Raw genomic sequence first — 17802 nt, 5'->3', positions numbered from 1 at the left:
GCAGATGAATATAAGGGAGTAGTAAAACGCCTCGCTGTTACGGCGTCAATAAATTGATTATGTCTTATTGAGGACGATATTTTGTGTTAACTTTGTAGTCATTACAGTGTAGTTTTTAAACCGAGGTAGTACCTGAAAGTGAATACTACCAATCGCTGTAGGATAATTGATAATCATTTACTTTAATTAGCCTAACCATCCGCGGCTGACTCTTATTGATTGATTTTTATCTATCAGCAATCAAACGTAGGCTTGATTATTTAGCCATATCCTTTGTGAAGTGGGCAATCTATTTTTTAGAAAAAGGTAGTATGTCAAATAGATGTCGGTAAAGAAAAGCCCCACAAACAGGAGTCTATAGGGCTATTACGAAGCTACTTTAGAATGATACTTTCAACTTAAACTAGGCCTTAGTAATGATTGTTTCTTCGTCAAATCGAGACTTAGGTAGATCAGCATTAAAGTCGTTTTCACTACGATAGCCAAGCGAAATCACGGCAACGGCGGTATAGCCTTTGCTACGCAAATCAAATTCTTCATCAAGCGCTTTTAGATCTGCGCCTTCCATTGGCACAGCATCGATACCTAAAGTCGCAGCTCCTAGTAGCAAAGCCCCCATATTAAGATACAACTGCTCTATCAACCAATGCGGCTCGTCTTTTTGCTCGTAACGACGAATGTCCAAAAACATTTTACGCGTTTGATGCATTTGCTCTTTGAATTTTGGTTCTGCAAAACGACCATCGGCATCTTCTTTGTCGAGCACTTCGTTCAAAAACTCGTCATCAGCATAGACACGACTACATAATACGATGACATGCGATGCATCTTTTACTTTGGCATCATTGAATTCATACATGCCCTCAGTGCCTTTAGCGATTCGAGCTTTGCCCGCTTCGTCATCAGCAATCACAAAATGCCAAGGTTGAATATTGGTGCTCGACGGACTGAGACGTAAGATATCTTTTAGACTCTGAAAGTCTTCTGCTGATATTTTTTTGTTGGTATCAAACTCTTTGGTGCTGTAACGCCAGTTCATTGCTTCAGTGATATTTTTCATACATGACCCCATAGTGAGTGTTAAGTTTTTATTGCTTATTAAATTATTAGTATTAGCATTATTTATAAATAATCATCGCTAATTTCAATGGAGCAACTTTAAATAAAAACCTGTTTTGTGACCACGGCAAATTGGTTAAGTAATCACAGGTTTTGTTATCAATGCGTCAGTTGTTACACTGTTTTTGCAAAAATTCCGGCTATCCTAATGATAATAGTTACAATTGAGCTACCTAAGTGATAACGCAGACTGTTCAGACTACATTGTAATCACTCCTTCATTCTCTTAGTATTGACTGAGCTATTTTGCAGCGAGTCAAGCCCTCTAGATAGCGTTGCCTAATATACCCACCTATGAAAATCTCAAATAAAATACAAATAATCATACCTGCGAGGACATATGAGCACATCAGAAAAACCACTCCGAATCGATATTGTCTCAGACGTTGTTTGCCCTTGGTGCGTCATCGGCTATCGCCAACTGGCAAAAGCCCTTGAGCAAACCAATACCGCACATACCATTCATTGGCATCCGTTTGAGTTAAACCCCAATATGCCAAGCGAGGGGCAAAACTTGCGTGAGCACATTATTGAAAAGTACGGCTCGACTAAGGAAGAGTCAGATGCTAGCCGAATCAGAATGAGAGAAGCGGGTCGTGAGGTTGGTTTTGAGTTCAACTTCAATGACGACACACGCATGCATAACACTTTTAATCTGCATCAGCTGCTACATTTTGCAGACCAGCAAGGACGTATGCATGAGTTAAAACAAGCGTTATTTGTCGCGCATTTTACTGATAATAAGAATATCTCTGATATCAATGTGCTTGCTGATATTGCAGCTGAGACTGGACTGGACCGTAGTGAGGCACTGGCAGTGTTAGAAGGTCAGTTCTTTGCAAAAGAAGTACGAGCAGAAGAACAGCATTGGCAACAGCAAGGCATTCAAAGCGTGCCGGCGATTATCTTCAACGAGCGCCATTTGGTCAGCGGTGCGCAAGGGGTTGAGAATTACGTCAGTATATTAGAGCAGTTGGCGAATATGACTGATTAAACCGTCTGTCATTATAAAAATGTTATTCTATACAAGGATGCTTTATGTCTTCTAAACCCTTTCCTTCGATCATTGTCTTTGATGTCAATGAGACGCTGCTCGATATCGAAACGCTCACTCCTTTATTTGCACGCATTTTTGATGACCAAAATGTCATGCGCGAATGGTTCGCTCAGCTGGTCTTGTATTCTCAAACCATGACGCTATCTGGTATGTATACGCCTTTCGATAAGATTGGCGTTGGCGCACTACAGATGATTGCAGATATCAGGCAAGTGACGCTGACAGAGTCTGATATCGATGAGTTTAAAGAAAGAATGAGTGCGTTGCCGGCGCATCCTGATGCAGCACCAGCACTGACACGACTGCGCGATGCAGGATTTCGATTGGTCACACTAACCAATTCAGCGAGCAGCGCGTCTCCAACACCGCTAGAAAAAGCGGGACTCAGTCAGTTCTTTGAGCAGCATTTTAGTGTTGAGACTGTTAGTAAGTTCAAGCCAGCACCTGAAACTTACCAAATGGTAGCCGATACGCTTGATGTTAAGACATCAGACTTGTGCCTTGTCGCTTGTCACCTTTGGGATACCATCGGCGCGCAAGCGGTAGGTTGTCGCGGTGCCTTTTTGACCCGCCCGTATAACGAGATACTCAGCGCACCAAATGTACCAGTACCAGATTTGATCGCATCAGATTTATCGACACTAGCGGATCAAATTATTGGCAAAAAGGGTGCTTAATACATCCAAATATTAGGATGTATTTAAAAATAAAATCAAAAAAAATGCTGCTTCAAAATTGAAGCAGCATTTTTTATTATAGCGTCATCAGGTTAAAACCGTGATTTTAATATTACTGTCAGTAACGACGCTTAGAAATTGACAACCGTACGGATGCTCTCGCCTTTATGCATCAAATCAAACGCTTCATTGACGTCTTCTATTGGCATCGTATGGGTGATAAAGTCCTGTAGTGGGATTTCGCCCGCAAGGTAACGCTCGACATAACCTGGTAACTCTGTACGGCCTTTCACACCGCCAAATGCGGAACCTTTCCAGACGCGACCTGTCACCAACTGGAACGGACGCGTGGAGATTTCTTGTCCAGCACCAGCGACACCGATGATGACCGACTCGCCCCAACCTTTATGGCAGCACTCTAGGGCTGAACGCATGACATCGACGTTACCGATACATTCGAACGAATAATCAACGCCGCCGTCGGTTAGCTCAACGATGACTTCCTGAATCGGTCTGTCATAATCTTTCGGGTTGATACAATCCGTTGCGCCCAGTTTTTTAGCCAGTTCAAACTTGCTCTCGTTAATATCAATCGCAATAATACGGCTGGCTTTTGCCATCGCAGCACCGATGACTGCGGATAGTCCAATGCCGCCAAGACCAAAGATAGCGACCGTTGCACCCTCTTCGACTTTTGCGGTATTCATGACCGCACCCATGCCCGTGGTAACACCGCAACCAAGCAAGCAAACTTCTTCTAATGGCGCGTCCTTATTGACCTTAGCCAAAGAGATCTCTGGTAAAACCGTGTACTCAGAAAACGTTGAGCAGCCCATATAATGGTAGATAGGCTCGCCGTCTTTATAAAAACGCGTCGTGCCATCTGGCATCAAACCTTTACCTTGCGTCTCACGTACTGCTGAGCAAAGATTGGTTTTGCCTGAGCGGCACATTTTACACACGCCGCACTCTGCCGTGTATAGCGGGATGACATGGTCGCCGACCTGAACGCTGGTCACGCCTTCGCCTACTTGCTCAACGATACCGCCACCTTCATGACCCAAAATCGCGGGGAACACGCCTTCTGGGTCTTCACCAGATAAAGTAAACGCATCCGTATGACACACACCGCTGGCCACGATTTTTACCAAGACTTCGCCTTTACGCGGTAGCATGACGTCCACTTCTTCGATAGATAATGGCTGCTTTGGGCCCCAAGCGATAGCGGCTTTTGATTTAATAAATTTATCTGACATAGGAATCTCTCTTTTTGATTGTTATTGATGGATTGTGACGTAGCGTAAACTTAAGACCGTCATTCACGCCCAATCATTATTTTTTTTCAATAATGTTATCTGCTCGTTTTAATAGTCATGATTTCGGTACTTAAAACGGATAAAGATAGACTGAGCTTATCTTGCCTGCCCTATATAGGCAAGCATCGATGACAGTAAAGCAGCATCTATTTACATTGATACTAACCATTATATTTATTTCTGAGCGGATAACAATATGCTATATTTGCAAATATCTTTTACATATTGGTAATAATCATGCGCTGGGAAGGGATTAGTGAGTTTGTCTGTGTGGCAGAGTATGAGAGCTTTACGCGCGCTGCAAAAACGCTTGGCATCTCGACTGCGCAAGTCAGCCGCCAGATCAGCGCATTAGAGGAGCGGCTGAATATAAAGCTGCTATATCGTACCACGCGCAAGGTCTCACTCACTGAAGAGGGCCGCGTGTTTTATCAGCATTGCCGCAGTGTACTCGATGGTTTGGACGCGGCTGAGCAAGCGGTGAGCAATTTGCAGTCAAAGCCTCAAGGTAGAATTAAACTGACCGCGCCTGTGACTTATGGCGAGCAGCAATTACTACCGCTGATCAATGATTTTATGATTCAGTATCGTAAGATCGAAGTGACCGCTTTTTTAAGCAATCAACAGATTGATTTGGTCGAAGGCGGCTATGATTTGGCCATTCGTATTGGCAAGTTGCGCGACTCCACGATGATGGCAAAAAAGCTTAGCCTGCGCACCAATTTTGTCTGTGCGACACCTGCTTATCTGCATCAATATGGTATGCCGCGCACGCTTGACGATCTCAGCCAGCACAACTGCCTACTGGGTACACGTGACTATTGGCATTTTGTCGAAAAAGGCACAGAAAAAAACCTGCGCGTCTCTGGTTCCATACAGTATAACAGCGGCTATAGTCTGGTTGATGCGGCGCTAAAAGGACTTGGTATCGTACAGTTGCCTGATTATTATGTGCAAAAATATCTGGTATCGGGGGAGTTGGTGAGCGTACTTGATGACTATAGAGAGCCTGAAGAAAGCATCTGGGCCATCTACCCACATAACCGTCAACTATCACCAAAGATTAGACTACTGGTTGATTATCTGGCAGAGCGTTTGGTTTAGCGATCTATTAAGACGTGTTGCCATCACCAGTCTGATGACGCACAATAAGTATTCGGTATTGCCACCTACTACGGACCGCTAAAGGATATCACTATGATTAAAACTGTCTCTATTGCCGCTCTAGCATTGGCCGTGTCATCTTGCGCCAGTGTTGATACGTTTTTGAATAAAGCCGATGCTACTGATTCACTGACAGACACAACCCAGTCAATCAATGCTGAGAAAGGCCTAGTAACCTTACCAAGCAATCATTCCGTCCAAGATACCGCAGATAAGCTGGTCTCAATGATCGAAAGTAAAGATATGAAAGTGTTTGCGCGCGTCGATCATCAAAAAAATGCTCAGAGTGCAGGCTTGTCATTACGACCAACACAAGTCATCATGTTTGGCAACCCCAAAGCGGGTACGCCTTTGATGAATTGCGAGCAAACCGTCGCCATTGATTTACCGCAGAAAATCCTCATTAGCGAAGATGCCGATAAAAAGGTATGGCTGTCATACAACAATCCTGAATATCTAAAAACACGCCATAATATCAAAGGTTGCAATACCGTTATTGATAATATTTCAAAAGCACTTAACGCTATCAGCACGGCGGCAGTTGCCAAATAATACCAACCGAGAAAAGTATAATCTGAGTAAAGAAAAAGGCAGGTGAGCAAAAGCTTCACCTACCTTTTTCTTTGTGTGGCCTATAAGCTGCATCAGTCACTATCAGATAACGACATTTCAGACTGTAGCTCTACTTTTAGCTTCTTTGCGCACTCAATAATCTTTTTTCTGTCTGCAGGAAGCGCGCCTTGAGCAATAGCTGTTTCGCGCATCTGTACGGTGATATCATAATGTGGATAGCTGGCATTACGGTGGAATAAACGCGGATCTACCTCAATGAATGCTGCAAAATCATGCAGCTCTTGCAAACTGTCCGCAAGCATATGGCACCACCTATAGCCTTTGAATTTTATCTGCACAAAATCTACATATACCGCCATAAGTCACTCTCTCTTACTTACTAATCTTCTCAAACTAGCCTTCACTGATGCCTGCCAAATATCTATAAATCCATATCTTTAATCTCACGCAAATTATCAACGCCATATATTAAAACGTTACAATAATTCGCGCACATTTTTTTTGAGTTGCTTGAGTAGTTTTTGATACTCACTATGGCCAGTATCCAAGTTACTCAGGCGTCCATAACGTAGCTGACGGTAATCTTGTCTAATTTCAACCAGCTTTGTCTGAATCGCTATCGGATGTTCACTGTCTGTTAAATGACTTGCATTACGGTGAGTATCGTTATCTAGGCGACTATCGATAGCAGATGCTAAGCGTTCAAGCCAAGCTAACTGCCCTTCATGATCCTCTCGAGCCAGCAATTTATCACGCTTACCGATACGTTTTGAGAGCTGGGCAAGCGGCAAATCTGCTGGGTGCCAGCGTTTGCGGCGGCGGCGCCAAATGATAAATACTAAAGTGGCCATAATCATAACAGCACTGGCCGCTAACGAGATAATTTGCTGCATGATGGAGCTGATGTTGAACCATTTTAGTAGCGAATCTGCTTGTTTGTCTTGGTCATAGCCGACCACATCTTTTTGCCAGTAATAGCTGGCTTGATCGGATAAACGACGTAACGTTTGTAGCATTTGATACTGCTGATAGCTGATTTGCGCACTCGCACCACTGCCAAACATGGCTGCCCCTTGCTGCTGGGTCATCGCATTCATGCCCTGCTCGACCCGCTCAGGCGCCACAAACGACGTTGGATCGACGCGTACCCAGCCTTGATTTTCGAGCCAAACCTCAGTCCATGCGTGCGCATCCATTTGCCGCACTTCCCATACGTTGCCATTGCGACTGGGCTCGCCCCCTTGATAGCCTGCTACCACCCGCGCTGGGACACCAGCTGCGCGCATCATAAAAGTAAAACTTGAAGAGTAGTGCTCACAAAATCCTGCTTTGGTCTCAAACAAAAACTCATCAATACGGTTGGCATTGAGTCGTGGCGGCGACAACGTATAGCGAAATTCTGTTTGATTAATCCAGCGCTCGATAGCAGCCATGTAGCGCACGGGATCTGAGCCTGATTGCGCAAACAACTGCTTAGCAAGCGCGCGTGCTTGAGGGTTGCCTTCATTAGGCAGCGCAAGATTTAGGCGTCGTGATACATCTGTCAGAATCGGGTCAATACGCATCGGCGCAAACTGCATTACATCATAACGCAGCTGCTGCGTGACTGGCTGATCTTTTGATAACGTAAAGTTTGAGGTAACGTTGATATCTGGCTGCTGAGAAAAAGGATAATCGAGTCCGAATAGCCAGTTTTGCTGAGTAGGTTCTAGGATAATTTGATAGCGAGTAGGTGCTGCTTGCACTTGCTCAGGAACGGTAGCAAAGGCATTCTGAAACCATGTTGGTGCTGGCGATCTAGTCGACCATTGGCTTACCTGATTGCTTGGTCGCCATGTTACCCCGTCAAAATCACTAAACACGAGTCCCCGCCAATATAGTTGCTGTTGCGGTGGACGATCATCAGCAAACTCTACGCGAAAAGCCAGCTCAGTTGACTGGCCTAGATTGGCAAAATCACCGGGTGACATACTATCAGAGACACCTGTGGTCGCTTGCTGACCTGATAGTTGTACTGACCAGAGTGGCGGCAGTCTTGGGAAAAACAGGAACAGCACTACTAATAATGGCAGTGCCCCAATCCCTAAAACCCCTAAAGTACGCAAGCGTCCATCACCACGAGCGTTACTGTCATCATTGAGCGCAATAAACGCCAATAGTACGATCACCGCTCCTACTATCACTTCTAGAGTGGTAATCAAACCTTGATCTATCAAAAACAAGGCAGCAATTACAAATAGCGATAAATTCAACACCACATAAGCATCGCGGCGCTTGTACAACTCCCAAAGCTTACTAGCAAGACATAGCACCAAAAATGCCACACCCATATCTAGCCCAAAGGCTGTGTTATACGTTAGCCACAGACCTACTAGGCCTAGCAGGAAGCCCAGCATCTGCATACTTTGATAGACACGTTTTAAATGCGAGATTTTTTTTAGCCGACTCTTGATACGCGGTAGTTGGGCAATGATACTAACCGCAGCAAACCCGATTAACCATATTGGCAAGTGAGCAGCATGTGGCAACACGACTGCTATTTGAGCAATTAGCACCCAGTAGTAGGCTGGTAGTGCCAGTAGTCGCCGATACCATTTATTATCAGCTGCCATGCCATTTTTCGCTTGGGTATTTTGACCGAGTGCTAACTGCTCGAAGCTTGCCGTTTTTGTGGCATCGGTTGCAGAAAACTGCTTGATTTCAGTCATGGTGCTTTCGCCAGCCTTAGCAAGCACGCTTGCGCAAAAGTCTCGCCATCACCCACCGCTGCGCTAGCAGGCATATCGTTGGGTAAACGCATTTGAAAGGGTACGCCTAATTGGCCCAATGTTAACGCCCCATGAGCCAATTGCGCAAGCTTCTGTTCGTGATGTGCGGCTGGCATATCTGCATAATCAAGTGTCTGCTCATGACCAACAGGATCTGCAAAGTGCTTGGTAAACATACCCTGACCCCGTGCTACATGTCCCCAAGAGACTCGAGCCAGTGACTCCCCTTCGACATAATTATCCAGTCGTTCAAAGTCGTCTTGTCCTTGTCGATATTGCCCACCAGTTGGCAGATCCTCCGAGCTCGCAATTGAATACTGCGCCTGCCAGTCAAACGCTTCAGGTTTGGGATATACCCAAGCCTTTCGTTCAAAATAAACATAAGACCAAGCACGCATAATACCCAAAGGATAAACCGTTTTGATTGTTAACCGTGGCAGCTCAAGAGGGCCACGATTGCGGGTTTGAACAGGTAGGCGAATAGTTTGCTCACTTTGTAGACTCGTTACGAGTATGGAGCTTTGTCGATTCGTGCCAGCTTTATTCTTCTTATCAGCTGCTTGCTCAAACTCAAATAATAACTGTCGCCTTGGTTGACGGCTCTCACTTTTGAGTTGCAGCGTTACCCAAGCGGGCGTACCTTCCTCTGTCATAGTCACTTCTAGCAGACGCACTTGCAGACCCGATATGTGCGCAAAAGTCACATGAAAACTAATCAACCAAACGCTGACCAGATAAAAACATAAGCCAAGTACCAAGTTATTGCCATAATTGATACCCGCGATAAAGGTAATCACTAATAGCACGGCAAATAGCATGCCCTCACGACTAAAAAAAATATAGACGTTGCGTAGATTGAGCGTCGCGCTATCATTTTTGGGTGCGCGCGAGGCAAACCAACGGCTCATTACTGACCTGGTTGCCGCGGTTAAGGCTTGTGGTAAAAAGCTCATGACTACCCTATTCTTACCATATAATTGACTCTAGTCACTTGTCCTCAGACTAACGGACACAATGATATAGCCATGTATTATCAAACCTGCTCGTACTACAACATGGACAGCTAAACGATGACAGGCACGTCTGCTAAAATGCGTTGGGCGATGGTCTGCGGTGCTTGCCCACCTACTACTTGTGCAGGTGCAAAACGCTGACCAAGACGATGATCAGCCACGGCAGCAAAGACTGCTTGGATATCTTCAGGCGTCACCTCCATGTGCCCTGACACATAAGCATACGCCTGTGCAGCACGCTGCAGCGATAGCACGCCACGTGGTGATAACCCATGATACTCTTGGCTTGCTCGAGTCTTTGCAACGAGTCTTTGTAAATAATCCAATACAACGTCTGCCACATAAACTTGCTTTACGCCTTGCTGTGCCAACAGTACAGCTTCAGTATCAAGCACCGCATCTAAATCTTTTAGCAACTCACGGCGATCTTGACCTTTTAGTAGTTCACGCTCTGCCATAGGTGACGGGTAGCCCAATGACAGACACAGCAAGAACCTATCTAACTGTGATTCAGGTAACGGATAGACGCCAGCTTGTTGCAGTGGGTTTTGGGTTGCAATAACAAAAAACGGCTGCGGCAAGGGATAAGTCTGCCCATCTTGCGTCACTTGTCGCTCTTCCATTGCTTCGAGTAACGCGCTTTGCGTTTTGGGGCTGGAGCGGTTGATTTCATCAGCGAGTAGCAGTTGAGTAAAAATAGGACCGGGACGAAATTCAAAGCGCAATTTGCTTTGGTCGTAAATACTCATCCCTAAGATATCGGCAGGTAGCATGTCATTAGTGAACTGTACTCGGCTAAAACTCAGGCCTAACAGCTGAGCCAAACCTTGAGCTAGAGTTGTCTTGCCCATACCAGGCAAGTCTTGTAGCAATAAATGCCCACCTGCCAGTATGCCACTGAGTGCCAATTTAACTGCTTGCGGTTTATCCAATACAATTTGGTTCAATTGCGCCATCAATTGTGCAATTTTCTGCTGATTGCGTTGTAAGTCGACGGCACTAGGAGCGGACTGACTAAGCGTTTCGGCTATTTTTTGATATGTGTGTGATGGTGCTATATCGTTAGGGGCATGGGTCATAGTAAATTATCGGCTCATTTTTTGGGTCATAACGATCAACCATTAAGGTCAGTTTGCATCATCTACGACAATCGGCGCATCAGCGCGAAGGGTTGATAAATACGCAATAATATCCGCGCGCTCTTTGGCATCTGGCATAGGGTCTGATAGCATCTTTGAATCTGGCATAGCTTTTTGTGCATCCGCGATATAGGGATTGAGCGTTTTGGCATCCCATACCCACCCTGACTCTGTGAGCCCTTTGCTGTAGGTATAATCTTTTAGCTCAGCAGCTGGTGCGCCGTATATATTCATTAATTGCGGGCCCTTTTTATTGAGACCAGCATTACGTTGATGGCACTGACCACAAGCATCTTTATAGATCAACGCGCCGTTAACTGCATCTCCTTTAGTATACAATGGCAGGGTCACAGGGTCGCGATGATCAGGCGGTGTACGCTCACAAGCAGTGAGCAATAAAACAGCGGCAAAAAGACTGCTTATTTGATATTCATTAACAATAGACATTTTGGCAATCTTTGGTTGGTGAGCATTAGCGGTAAAGATTTTGTAGCATCGCAATATGTTAACTGGCGATCTTTAGCGTTTTGCTAGGCTCTTCTAAATAGTACCCTTGCAGATAGCGTGCCCCCACACTCCATGCGACCGACATAGTCGCTGCATCTTCAATATACGGCATCAGAACATCAACATTTACCTCATTGGTACGCGTGATAAGTGACTTAACCGTATCTAAATTATCTGCTGAGTGGATATCTTGTACATAGTTGCGGGCCAAACGCACAACATCCGGCTGCACTAGATTAGCAATTTCGATAGATTTAGTAGAAGATCCAAAGTTATTGATACCCATTTGACAGTTAACTTCGTTAAGGGCCGAAAACTGAGATTTTGCCACAGTTAAATGGTCCGAGATGTCTTTTTCGTTAAATTGCAATGTTAACACACCAGCAGCGCCGCCTACTGCCTTGATCAGTTGGCTTGCAACATTGGGCAGCTTCTTATCAATCAATGAGGCACTGGTTAGCTGCACCAATAGTCTGGCTTCAGGATGCTCTTTACGGACATCATTTACTTTTTTACAAGCATTAATAAGTACCCAGCGATCTATTTTTTCGAGTAATTTATGTTTCTTGGCAACAGCCATAAACTGATCAGGAGTCAATACCGTGTTATCGGCATCGGCCAATGGCAGTCGCAAATACACTTCAAAAAAGTCACTACGATCTTGATTGATATCATATATCGGTTGAAATGACAGCTCAAACCGACTATTTGTAATAGCATCAATCAGGGACTCAGCAAGTGCATGATCATCACTATTGGCATGCTCACTTGGATCATATAGATGATAAGTGTCACCATGGTTAGAGGTTTCGACCATAATCTGGCTAATAGCATCCATAGCCCGCTCTATTATTATAGCGGGCTCTGCGGTATTTTTTTCGATTTTGACGATCGCAATACTCACCGTGGTACTCGTCGTACGCTTGTCTACCTCAATGAGCATCTCACTGATACGCGAACCGATGTTCTCAGCCAGCTCTTTGAGCTCTGAGGTAGTTTTGTCTTTGACAAGTATCATGAATGCGGTATCACTAAAGCGGCTGACATGTCCATCCGATACCAGTTCATCTAATGCATAGGCAACCTGTTTGACAGTCGTATCTACTCCTTGCAAACCGAGGCTACTTCTTATTTTTCCAATATTATCGAGCTGTACATAGAGCAATGCTGCTGTCAGCACGCCTTGAGTTGCTTGCTGGTGCACTATCGCCATTTGCTCCTCAAAGCCGCGGCGATTATTCACACCTGTCAGGTTATCTTTACGCTCTGCTTCAGCCAAGCGTTTGGCAACCTCTGCGCTGTTGCTAGCATTTTGTTGTATGATAATCTGAGTAACGGGTTCGCCATCTAAAGTCGCAGATGCCAACTGTAATTTTGCCTCAAAAGTACTGCCATCCGTGCGCACGCTTTCAAAGTTAAACTCGACTTCGTCACGGCTACCTTTATCGAACTGACGTAGAAATTGCTTGAAGTCCTTGACACTATCGCCACCTGAAATCAAATCAATAACAGGCACACCTATGGCATCATTCATTGACCGAAAGCCAAACAATTGAAGATAAGGATCATTGGCAAAGATATGGATGCCTTCATCGATATAGGCAACTGCACTTTTTGAGTTCTTAATCAGCACATTGGCACGTTGCTCTGCTTCTGATAGAACATGGCGTAGTTTCTTGAGCTCACGGCGACTACGTAAGCTGTCATGCTGTAAGCAGATAGCCATAACGATAGCCATCTCTTGATCAGCCTTGAGTGCTTTGACCATGGTTCCGCTCATCACCGCAGGCAACCCCTCATCATTACACGCGGTCGATATCGCCTCATCCTTCATCAAATAAATCATCGGCAAGTCAATGCTCTGCTCTTGAATGATACCAACCACATCCGTAAAGCTCATATCATAGGCACTACCGAACACCAGCACATCCCACGACTGGCGCAGTACTTTTAACAGCTCTTCTTTATCATCCAAAAATCCTAAATTCACGCTGTCATAATAATTGCTCAGTAGATGTACAAGACGCTCAGCATAGAGCTGATCATCGTTAATCACTAATAAATTTAAGGTGGACTGAATGCGCATAGGTAGCCTTTTAATCTTATGGTTGTATCTTTATCTCTTATTTTTGACACCTTATACTGTTTCCAAACACTAGCCTAGCTTAGAAAACACTATAGAGAGTAGGCTCAGTGAGTATTGTGATAGTGGCTGAGTTTTAGTTGGCATGATATATTCTAGCGCCCGAGGTATCTTATAAATCAGAGTAACAATATCCCTCATTATAGACAATAATTTGGTTGACTGCAGGTTAACTTATGACCTTGTTTGTTTAATATTATTATCAAAAAAACATCAGCCTTTTTTCTTACACGGTGCAACCTATCTTTCTTTCAACAAATTTATAAATAGTCATTATTTGGCTATTTCGTATTGACTAAACCCGTCAGTCATCAGTAATCTACGACCCAAACGTAAATGGGTCTGTTTACTGTTGATACGCATTATGACTCTATCATCAGGCTGGAAGTAAGACGAAGGTACAATAAGTGAACTCATGGTTTGCAGCTGCTCATCTTTGCCAAGAATCAGCGCCGGCACGAAATGATGGTTCTGTGGGTCCCTCCCTTCCAAGCGTAACCCGCATGCCACGATCTGATGACCAAGCAATTGCCATTCAACCTCTTTGTCTTTGGTATCAAAATGCCGCCAACGCACTACCCCTATTGATCGATCTGGCTGCTCTGTCACATCAGGTTGACAGACCAAGAACAAACTCATGATATGTAGTGATGGCGGTGTGACTGCAACAAGCTCGCCATCTATCGTATCCATATCAAGAGCTTCTTCTCCAACATGCTCTTCATTCAAGACATCTACTGTTGGCATCAATCGCAGTGTACGAAATAGTGACAGACGGTCATGACTGTCAAACACTTCTATGTCTGACGCGCTGTTATTGTTTTGCTCTGCATTAACCGTGTCATAACGAGGGCGCTCGTCTATGGATAGCTCGTCTATTGCTATCAAGCTAGCAAAGCTGCTCGAGTCACCAACATAGTGGTGGATACTGTTAAAACCAGCGATTAAGCTCGCACGGTGTTTGACACTATATTTAGTAGGCAGTGTGAGCTGTGACTGTAGATAACGATAACTGATGGTCATTGAGATCGTATTTAGCAGACCGTGTCCTATCCCTACATTACTGCCCTCAATGGATACCTGCCTACGTGAATTAAAATACTGCACCATAGGGGTCAGCTCTAGAAACAAGCAGTCATGGTGATCTTCATAGGGATTTATCTCAGAATTGGGCGTTAGATACGTTGGTGGTTTATCACTCTGTAAATCCACGAACACTCGTGTCTCCGTCGTTGGTTCGATTGTCGCGACAATATACTGAGACCATTCAGGCAATAAACGTTGCACCAATAGAATGTTAGGACGACGCATGGCACGTACATTCAATAAACTGTGCAAGCATATTTGGCAATAAAGCTGATGAATATTATTTGTGTAGGGTGTCACTGTTTCTCGATTCAGATCTAGATGAGACACACGCTGTTGATAGGCGAGATGATACAGCTGATTAATTCTGAACCAGAGATAATCTGATGGCTTGCGATAGCAAAGTGCCTCTTCACACAATAGCTTGTGGTACCTCAGTAGCGACTGATAAATGGCAACAGTAAGCGTATTGGCGCGTTTTTTATTGGTATTAAAATAGGGTGGAAAACCTTTCTTTGAAATTTTTTTTGGCTGACTGTTTGATATTAATTCTTGACGACGTACAACCTTGTCATAAGCCAAAATAATTAAATAATGCAAGGATTTTACTTGAGCCACATAACCCAACTGCACCTCACTCAGCGCGCCTGTTTCATAAATATACTGCTGCCGTAACGTGGCAATCAACCGATCTGAAGCATCGCTCACAGCCGTCATCAGTTTAAGGCGTTGAAGCTCATCTATATTAGCCTCGCATAATACGGAGAGGACTTTTTCTAAGTGCTCAGCTTGCTGCTCTTGGGTTTGTGAAGATAGCGTTGTCAATAGTTTGAGCAGATGATGCTCTTGGCCGTTCACTGATTGATTTGGCGTTGGTAGTGGCTCTTTGGAAGAAAGGGCTTCTTGAAACATAGATAAAGTTATCATCAGTATTCCTACTCACTGTTAATCACTTTGAGTAAGTTTGCAAGAGGCAAATATGCAACCACACAAAGTCGAGCAATATTAGATAAAAAGAATGCATGCTGCCGTTCTTTTTAAGGAAGCGGTACCATCAATGCTTAGCCGCTGTACTTCCAGATAGTGTATTTTTAAATGCTATATAACAGTATATGAATTAAAGCAGCCAAAGTCGTAAAATCAAATGACATATGCCATTCAGTAGCTATATTCGCACTCTATGCGACAATATTCTCGCGATACCATCCATAGATGAGCACAACGACCCTAAACGCTCTATTATTAAAACCATTAGCAATTGGCCAATCGTTTTGATAAAAAACCATCCTTTGTTTAGTAATTTTTGCGAAACCCTATATTGCCTATATTAATCGTGATTGTAAATGTCAATCGGCACCTTAAATGGTTTATTCGGCAGTTCTCTGACCAACTTAGGTACCAGATATCCCGGTAATGCTGCCAATAACGACCAGTAGAGCTCAATTGACGACCGCTCGTCGCTATCAAAATGCGCGGCACCAGCCACTTTGTCTAAAACATGTAGATAATACGGTAGTACACCACAAGCAAACAAACGCTGGCTTAATTCTGTCTGATCATCGATATTATCGTTAATACCTTTTAATAATACTGCTTGATTTAGCAGCGTCACGCCAGCTGCGCGAGCACGTTGCAGGTATTCTGCTGTCAGATCATCAATTTCGTTGGCATGATTACAATGAATGACCATCACGATACGGCAGCGACTGTGAGACAGTCTGTCTAATAGCGCGTCATCCAATCGGGCTGGAATAACCAGCGGTAGACGAGTATGTAGTCGAATCGTCGTCAGCTGCGGAATAGACTCCAGAGTATCTAACCATGCGAATAACCGTCTATTGGTCACATTTAAGGGATCACCGCCGCTCAAAATCACTTCATTGATTTCAGGATGCGCGCTGATATAGTTGATGATATTTTCTTTTGCATTAGCAGTTGGCATATTGGCGCTATAGTCAAAATGCTGACGGAAACAGTAGCGACAATGAATCGCGCACGCCCCAGTGATCGTCAGTAGTACTCTTGATTGGTACTTATGGAGCATACCTTTGACAGGGTTTTGGCTGTTTTCGCTTAAAGGGTCCGACACGTAGCCCGTTACGTTGATTTGCTCTTGTTGGTCTGGCAGTACTTGTCTTAATAATGGATCATCACGGTCGCCGACGGTCATTTTTGCTACAAAGCCACGCGGCACACGCAGCTCAAAATGCTTCGGCACATAGACGTCTGCGCGCAATGATTCAAGTTTTAGGAGACTGAGCAGCTCATCAACAGAGGTAATGGCTTCCGATAATTGCGTTTGCCAGTTTTTTTGTGTGATTAAATGGTTTATCATGACAGCCTACTACCTGTGCCCAAAATCGGATATTATACGCCCTTAGTGTCTACCCTATCAAAGTATACCGCTAATACGTAAGTACTTGGCTTGGCAGCAACTTTTGGTACAGTCAGCCTCATATCTATCTACTACCATATCTACAACCCCTAGGAGTCTCTTGTGGCAAGTTTTTCTACTAATGAATTTAAAGCTGGTCTAAAAGTCATGCTTGATGGCAACCCTTGTGCTATTCTTGAAAACGAGTTTGTTAAGCCTGGTAAAGGTCAAGCCTTTAACCGCGTTAAGCTGCGTAATCTTCGTAGTGGTAAAGTATTGGAGCAAACATTCAAATCAGGCGACAGCTTAGAAGCGGCTGATGTGATGGATACCGAAATGAACTATCTATACAACGATGGCGAGTTTTGGCATTTTATGCACCCTGAAAGCTTTGAACAGATCCAAGCTGACAAAAACGCCATAGGCGATGCACCTAAATGGTTAAAAGAGAACAGTAATGCACTGTGTATCATTACCTTATTTAATGGCGCGCCTTTATCAGTAACGCCGCCTAATTTCGTTGAGTTACAAATCACAGAAACCGATCCTGGTGTACGCGGTGACACCTCAGGCGGCGGTGGTAAACCGGCTAAGCTAGAAACTGGTGCCGTGGTACGTGTACCGCTATTTGTACAGCAAGGTGAAATCGTCCGTGTTGATACGCGTACGGGTGACTACCAAACTCGTGTAAACTAATAGCGCAATAAGCGTGATTGATCGCTGAGATTGTTGTGCTGATCACTAATAAAAAAGCTTAACCGCTATATAAACGGTTAAGCTTTTTTGTATTTACAGCGGCTGTATTTATTGTCGCATAGTCGCCTTTAACGTTTAGTAGCTCTTAGTATTTAGTTAGTCGCGCCTAA

15 protein-coding genes are annotated in these 17802 nt (G+C 44.3%); 5 read left to right on the top strand and 10 right to left on the bottom strand.

Annotated features, from left to right (window positions below):
• Positions 1–403: 403 nt before the first annotated feature.
• Positions 404–1060, bottom strand: a complete 657-nt coding sequence (gene nfsB / locus QO189_RS05715; protein ID WP_371531912.1) for an oxygen-insensitive NAD(P)H nitroreductase — start codon at positions 1058–1060, stop codon at positions 404–406.
• 399 nt (positions 1061–1459) lie between these two features.
• Between nfsB and QO189_RS05710 the strand changes: the two genes are divergently transcribed.
• Positions 1460–2113 carry a DsbA family protein gene (locus tag QO189_RS05710; RefSeq protein WP_371531911.1) on the top strand — a complete coding sequence of 218 codons (654 nt, stop codon included), beginning with the start codon at positions 1460–1462 and terminating at the stop codon, positions 2111–2113.
• 44 nt (positions 2114–2157) lie between these two features.
• On the top strand, positions 2158–2853 hold the full coding sequence (locus QO189_RS05705; protein ID WP_371531910.1) for a haloacid dehalogenase type II: 696 nt from the start codon (positions 2158–2160) through the stop codon (positions 2851–2853).
• Between the two features lie 131 nt (positions 2854–2984).
• Here the strand turns inward: QO189_RS05705 and QO189_RS05700 are convergent, their stop codons facing one another.
• Complete coding sequence (locus QO189_RS05700) at positions 2985–4109, bottom strand: S-(hydroxymethyl)glutathione dehydrogenase/class III alcohol dehydrogenase (protein WP_371531909.1); 1125 nt, start codon at positions 4107–4109, stop codon at positions 2985–2987.
• Between the two features lie 297 nt (positions 4110–4406).
• On the opposite strand from QO189_RS05700, the gene QO189_RS05695 reads away from it, so the two are divergent.
• On the top strand, positions 4407–5273 hold the full coding sequence (locus QO189_RS05695) for a LysR family transcriptional regulator (protein WP_371531908.1): 867 nt from the start codon (positions 4407–4409) through the stop codon (positions 5271–5273).
• Positions 5274–5366: 93 nt separating this feature from the next.
• Positions 5367–5885, top strand: coding sequence for a DUF302 domain-containing protein (locus tag QO189_RS05690; protein WP_371531907.1), 519 nt, complete (start codon positions 5367–5369; stop codon positions 5883–5885).
• Positions 5886–5977: 92 nt separating this feature from the next.
• Here QO189_RS05690 and QO189_RS05685 read toward each other — a convergent pair whose 3' ends face one another.
• The 8 genes from QO189_RS05685 to epmB all read right to left on the bottom strand — a co-directional run bounded on the left by QO189_RS05685 (position 5978) and on the right by epmB (position 16897).
• Complete coding sequence (locus tag QO189_RS05685) at positions 5978–6265, bottom strand: DUF4031 domain-containing protein (RefSeq protein ID WP_371531906.1); 288 nt, start codon at positions 6263–6265, stop codon at positions 5978–5980.
• Between the two features lie 117 nt (positions 6266–6382).
• Positions 6383–8614 (bottom strand): transglutaminaseTgpA domain-containing protein, encoded by a 2232-nt coding sequence (locus QO189_RS05680; RefSeq protein ID WP_371531905.1) that lies wholly within the window; start codon positions 8612–8614, stop codon positions 6383–6385.
• The gene (locus QO189_RS05675; protein ID WP_371531904.1) at positions 8611–9627 is read right to left on the bottom strand and encodes a DUF58 domain-containing protein; all 1017 of its coding nucleotides are present in this window, start codon (positions 9625–9627) and stop codon (positions 8611–8613) included. Before QO189_RS05675 ends, QO189_RS05680 begins: the two co-directional genes overlap by 4 nt.
• Before the next feature lie 110 nt (positions 9628–9737).
• Entirely contained in the window at positions 9738–10766 is a 1029-nt protein-coding gene (locus QO189_RS05670) for an AAA family ATPase (protein ID WP_371531903.1), read from the bottom strand.
• Positions 10767–10814: 48 nt separating this feature from the next.
• Positions 10815–11273: a cytochrome c family protein gene (locus QO189_RS05665; RefSeq protein WP_371531902.1), complete on the bottom strand. Its 459-nt coding sequence runs from the start codon at positions 11271–11273 to the stop codon at positions 10815–10817.
• 58 nt (positions 11274–11331) lie between these two features.
• Positions 11332–13419, bottom strand: coding sequence for an EAL domain-containing protein (locus tag QO189_RS05660; RefSeq protein WP_371531901.1), 2088 nt, complete (start codon positions 13417–13419; stop codon positions 11332–11334).
• A 330-nt stretch (positions 13420–13749) separates the two neighbouring features.
• A complete protein-coding gene (locus tag QO189_RS05655; RefSeq protein ID WP_371531900.1) occupies positions 13750–15489 on the bottom strand; it encodes a hypothetical protein in 1740 nt (579 codons plus the stop codon).
• A 400-nt stretch (positions 15490–15889) separates the two neighbouring features.
• Positions 15890–16897, bottom strand: a complete 1008-nt coding sequence (gene epmB / locus QO189_RS05650; protein WP_371531899.1) for an EF-P beta-lysylation protein EpmB — start codon at positions 16895–16897, stop codon at positions 15890–15892.
• A 162-nt stretch (positions 16898–17059) separates the two neighbouring features.
• Here epmB and efp point away from each other — a divergent pair, with 162 nt between their 5' ends.
• On the top strand, positions 17060–17632 hold the full coding sequence (gene efp, locus QO189_RS05645; RefSeq protein ID WP_201602581.1) for an elongation factor P: 573 nt from the start codon (positions 17060–17062) through the stop codon (positions 17630–17632).
• Positions 17633–17802: the final 170 nt, after the last annotated feature.

Origin of the sequence: Psychrobacter sp. Arc29, from assembly GCF_041431175.1 — a bacterium.
Lineage (GTDB): Bacteria > Pseudomonadota > Gammaproteobacteria > Pseudomonadales > Moraxellaceae > Psychrobacter.
The sequence above is the reverse complement of the archived record's forward strand: the minus strand, read 5'-3'. Positions and strand labels throughout refer to the sequence as shown.

Excerpts from the sequence above, each read along its gene's own strand:
- nfsB (WP_371531912.1), bottom strand. The coding sequence starts at position 1,060 with ATGAAAAATATCACTGAAGCAATGAACTGGCGTTACAGCACCAAAGAG.
- QO189_RS05710 (WP_371531911.1), top strand. The coding sequence starts at position 1,460 with ATGAGCACATCAGAAAAACCACTCCGAATCGATATTGTCTCAGACGTT.
- QO189_RS05705 (WP_371531910.1), top strand. The coding sequence starts at position 2,158 with ATGTCTTCTAAACCCTTTCCTTCGATCATTGTCTTTGATGTCAATGAG.
- QO189_RS05700 (WP_371531909.1), bottom strand. The coding sequence starts at position 4,109 with ATGTCAGATAAATTTATTAAATCAAAAGCCGCTATCGCTTGGGGCCCA.
- QO189_RS05695 (WP_371531908.1), top strand. The coding sequence starts at position 4,407 with ATGCGCTGGGAAGGGATTAGTGAGTTTGTCTGTGTGGCAGAGTATGAG.
- QO189_RS05690 (WP_371531907.1), top strand. The coding sequence starts at position 5,367 with ATGATTAAAACTGTCTCTATTGCCGCTCTAGCATTGGCCGTGTCATCT.
- QO189_RS05685 (WP_371531906.1), bottom strand. The coding sequence starts at position 6,265 with ATGGCGGTATATGTAGATTTTGTGCAGATAAAATTCAAAGGCTATAGG.
- QO189_RS05680 (WP_371531905.1), bottom strand. The coding sequence starts at position 8,614 with ATGACTGAAATCAAGCAGTTTTCTGCAACCGATGCCACAAAAACGGCA.
- QO189_RS05675 (WP_371531904.1), bottom strand. The coding sequence starts at position 9,627 with ATGAGCTTTTTACCACAAGCCTTAACCGCGGCAACCAGGTCAGTAATG.
- QO189_RS05670 (WP_371531903.1), bottom strand. The coding sequence starts at position 10,766 with ATGACCCATGCCCCTAACGATATAGCACCATCACACACATATCAAAAA.
- QO189_RS05665 (WP_371531902.1), bottom strand. The coding sequence starts at position 11,273 with ATGTCTATTGTTAATGAATATCAAATAAGCAGTCTTTTTGCCGCTGTT.
- QO189_RS05660 (WP_371531901.1), bottom strand. The coding sequence starts at position 13,419 with ATGCGCATTCAGTCCACCTTAAATTTATTAGTGATTAACGATGATCAG.
- QO189_RS05655 (WP_371531900.1), bottom strand. The coding sequence starts at position 15,489 with ATGATAACTTTATCTATGTTTCAAGAAGCCCTTTCTTCCAAAGAGCCA.
- epmB (WP_371531899.1), bottom strand. The coding sequence starts at position 16,897 with ATGATAAACCATTTAATCACACAAAAAAACTGGCAAACGCAATTATCG.